This window comes from Phenylobacterium sp. (assembly GCF_036263695.1).
GTDB lineage: Bacteria > Pseudomonadota > Alphaproteobacteria > Caulobacterales > Caulobacteraceae > Phenylobacterium.
The window spans coordinates 1-3,486 of record NZ_DATAGM010000194.1; the positions used below are offsets into that span (position 1 = coordinate 1).

Genomic DNA, 3,486 nt, shown 5'->3' on the forward strand with positions numbered 1-3,486 from the left:
TCATCGCCGACAGCGACCGGCCCTGGGCCAGCATCGAGCGGCCGCCGGAGATGCCGGCCAGCGACAGGGTGCGCATGGCTCCCGCCGAGATGGCGTTCACGCGGATCTTCTTCGGCCCAAGGTCGCGCGCCGCGTAGCGAGTGGCCGACTCCAGGGCCGCCTTGGCCACGCCCATGGTGTTGTAGTTGGGGATCGCCCGCTCGGCGCCGAGGTAGGTCATGCAGATGATCGAGCCGCCGTTCGGCATCAGCGCCGCCGAGCGCTTGGCGGAATCCACGAAGCTGAACACCGAGATGTCCATCGCCCGCAGGAAGCCCTCGCGGGTGGTGTTCTCCACGAAGCTGCCCTTGATCTCGTCCTTGTTGGCGAAGGCCACCGAGTGGACGAAGAAGTCGATCGTCCCGAAGGCCTTCTCGACGGCGGCGAAGGCCTCGCTCATCGAGGCGTCGTCAGTGACGTCGGCCGCGATCACCTGCTTCACGCCGATGCTGTCGGCCAGCGGCTGGACCCGGCGCTCCATGCCCGGGAGGTGCAGGAAGGCCATCTCGGCGCCCTGGGCCGCGAGCTGGGAGGCGATCCCCCAGGCGATTGACTGGTGATTGGCGACGCCCATCACGACGCCGCGCTTGCCGGCCATCAGATCGCCCTTCGGCATGTCGAATTCGTCGGCCATTCGGATCCTCGCTTGTGCCTGGCGCGGTTTGTGGCTGCGTGCGCGCCGATGCGCAAGCCGACGCGGCTTCAGCTAGCGGCCGAACACCCGCCGGCGCCGCGGCGCCTGGCGGGCGGGCCGCCTCAGCGGCGGCGGGCCCTCGCCTACCTGAATTCGGTCCGCCGGCGGCTCCGCGGGGGGCGCGATACCGCTCGTGTCGGGGCTGGGCTGCAGGCAGAGGGAGACGTCGAGCCCGACCTTTTCTAGCCAGGCCGGAAGGCTGGCCCAGCACTCGTCGGCGAGGTCGACCATCTGCTCGGGCGGGCGGAAGGGCCCGTTCACCAGCCGCTCGAGGAACGGCCGAAATCCGGCGGGCCCCTCTAGGCGGAGGGCCTCGGCCAGCAGACGGCGCGAGGTGGCGAAGACGTAGCGGTGGCGCAGCGCGACCAGCCGCATCAGGGGATCGCCAAAGTCGAAGCAGATGCGGGTGACGTCCCCCATTGGCCCGGCGCGGCAGGTGCGGAGCTTGCCGAGGGCCTCGTACATCTGGAGCACGCACTCGGCGACCGCCTCCCGCCGCGCCGCCTCGGGCAGGTCCGCCGCCGAGGCGCGAAGGCGGTCGACGAAGCCGGTCTGGCGCGGCGCCTCCCACATCGCCTGGGCCATCACGAAACGGGATTGGGCGATAGGCCAGCTGGCGTTCACCTCCGCAGCCCGGGTGATCGCCTGAGTCACCGTCATCCGTTCGACCTCGAGCTTGCCCGGGCCCCAAATCCACTCCAGGTCGGGCCGCGAGCCGGCCCGGTCCTCCAGCACCGCCCACATGTCCACGTCGGAGAAGGCGTGATCGGTCTTCGATGCCGTCGAGCCGTAGAGCGCCACGGCCACCAGGTCCTCGCCATGCTCGGCCTTCAGCCAGCTCAGCACCGCATCGGCGATCGCCCGCCGCTCGTCGTGGCTCAGCTGCTGCGGCCCGGCGAACAGGTCCGGCAAGGCGCCCTGGGGCAGGAAAGGGCGGGAAGACGCATCATCCATGCACCTGCGTTAACACATGAGGCGACAACGTGGTGGCGCCTTTGAGCGCTCCGCAGGCGCTCTCCGCGGGCTACCCGGGCGGCGGCTGCGGCCCTCGCCGCCGCCTCTCCACGGCGCAGCCGGCCACGCCGACCGTGAAGGCCAGCTGGGCCAGGACCGTCCAGATCACCACCGCCGTGACGCCGGCCCACGCGCCCACCTCCGGCACGATCATCCGCACCAGCCGGCTCGCCGCCATCAGGAACCAGAAGGCGGCGAAGAACAGCGGCCAGGCCTTTTCCGAACGGATCACGGCCCACAGGTACGCCGGCGCGAAGACCAGATCGGCCACCAGACTCCAGGAGACCGGCGCCGCCTGCTCCAGAAGCGCGCGGGCCGTCCCGCTGACGAGGCTGTGGACCACGTAGTCCGCCAACAGCCAGGCGCCGATCCACCGCTCCGCCCAGCCGCCCCACCGCCACGCGCCCAGCAGCGCGGCCGCCAGGGCGAGCCAGCCCGGCAACTGATACCAGTTGGCGAGGAAGGTGCGGTGCAGCGCCTCGCCGACGGCTTCGGAAACATTCATCGGGCCTGCGCGTCCTCCGGCCGCCGCAGGGCGCGGCCGAGGATTCCGGCCGCCAGCGCGGCGATGGCGCAGACCATCCACACCCAGCTGGCCACGCCAAACGGCCCGGGCCCGACCTTCGCCACCAGCAAGACCGTCAAGGTGAGGGGACACATCAGGTTGAAGGCGAAGAACCACAGCGGCCAGATGCGGCGGCTGTGGGTGACCAGCGGCAGGTAGACCAGCAGGAACGCCAAATCGTTGACGAAGTGCGCCGCCAGCCGGTCGAGACCGGGCCAGTAGATGCCGGCGAACTGCACGGCGAAGGTGACGGTGAACTGGAAGATCGAGCCGCCGGCCGCCAGCTGTTCGGCCCACCCACCGCGCCAGCGGGCGAGCGCGAGCAGGCCGATGAAGGCCGCGTAGACCAGGAAGCCTCGCCACGCTGACGCATGCGTGACCATGTGCACGAACAGCTCTCCCGTCCGTTCGAGCGCCAACATTGCTATACCTGTCCCGAGCCCCTGGATCGCGGCGAACGCTTCCCTGTCCGGCCCTGCGGGTCAAGGCGGCGGCGGCGCACACCCTTGAGGCGAGCGCCGCCAGGCCTATTTGTCGGGAGACCGGTGATTTGCAAGATGCAGCAGATACTTGGCGTCAAGGCCCCTCGACTTTCACGGGTGGACGCTCGTGGTCAAGCTGGCTTATCTGAATGAAATGACGCAGTCGGGCGGCAACAGCGGGGTAGCGCTTCTCACGCCTCGGGAGCGTGAGTGCCTGCGGCTGGTTTACGGCCATCTCACCTCCAAGGAGATCGCGCTTCAGCTCGGCATCTCCAAGCACACGGTCGACGAGCGGGTTGAGAACGCGCGCCGCAAGCTCGGCGCCCGCGACCGCTACGAGGCCGCCCGCCTGCTGGCGCAGAGCGAAGGCTTCGCCCTACCCCCCATCGAATCGGGGCCCCAATCGTTCGGGCTGGCGGGCGATCGCGCGAGCACGCCTGATCGCGCGTCAGGGGGAAGTGACGGTCATGCCACGCGAACGGCGGATGGAGGTCCGCAGATGCCCGGAGGGCTCGAACCTCATTCACGTTCAGCCGTCCGGCATGGAGCCGAGCGCGGCCGTGCCTCAGTTCACCTGGGATCAGCTGGAGGAACAGCTGACCCGGTTGCGGCCGGAGCGGGGGGCGCTGGCGGCGCAGCTGGTCACCGTGCTGCGCCGCCGGTCGGCTCAACGGCCGCCGGAGGAGCTGCTT

Annotated in this window: 4 protein-coding genes and 2 pseudogenes; 2 read left to right on the top strand and 4 right to left on the bottom strand. The window is 70.1% G+C overall.

All coding sequences use genetic code 11. The features are described from left to right. From VHK87_RS07960 to VHK87_RS07975, 4 genes are all read right to left on the bottom strand, one after another. The coding region (locus VHK87_RS07960) for an enoyl-ACP reductase FabI (protein ID WP_329634371.1) at positions 1-673 on the bottom strand (673 nt) is incomplete at its 3' end. A gap of 72 nt (positions 674-745) precedes the next feature. Beyond that, positions 746-1,687, bottom strand: coding sequence for a kanamycin nucleotidyltransferase C-terminal domain-containing protein (locus VHK87_RS07965; protein ID WP_329634372.1), 942 nt, complete (start codon positions 1,685-1,687; stop codon positions 746-748). Positions 1,688-1,757: 70 nt separating this feature from the next. Beyond that, a complete protein-coding gene (locus VHK87_RS07970) occupies positions 1,758-2,252 on the bottom strand; it encodes a hypothetical protein (RefSeq protein ID WP_329634373.1) in 495 nt (164 codons plus the stop codon). Next, positions 2,249-2,734 carry a hypothetical protein gene (locus tag VHK87_RS07975; protein ID WP_329634374.1) on the bottom strand — a complete coding sequence of 162 codons (486 nt, stop codon included), beginning with the start codon at positions 2,732-2,734 and terminating at the stop codon, positions 2,249-2,251. The genes VHK87_RS07970 and VHK87_RS07975 overlap by 4 nt, the downstream gene beginning before the upstream one ends. A gap of 214 nt (positions 2,735-2,948) precedes the next feature. Here VHK87_RS07975 and VHK87_RS19465 point away from each other — a divergent pair. Both VHK87_RS19465 and VHK87_RS07980 read left to right on the top strand, forming a co-directional pair. Continuing rightward, a pseudogene (locus VHK87_RS19465) lies at positions 2,949-3,134 on the top strand (response regulator transcription factor); the annotation flags it as partial. Between the two features lie 127 nt (positions 3,135-3,261). Continuing rightward, positions 3,262-3,486: pseudogene (locus tag VHK87_RS07980) on the top strand (hypothetical protein); the annotation flags it as partial.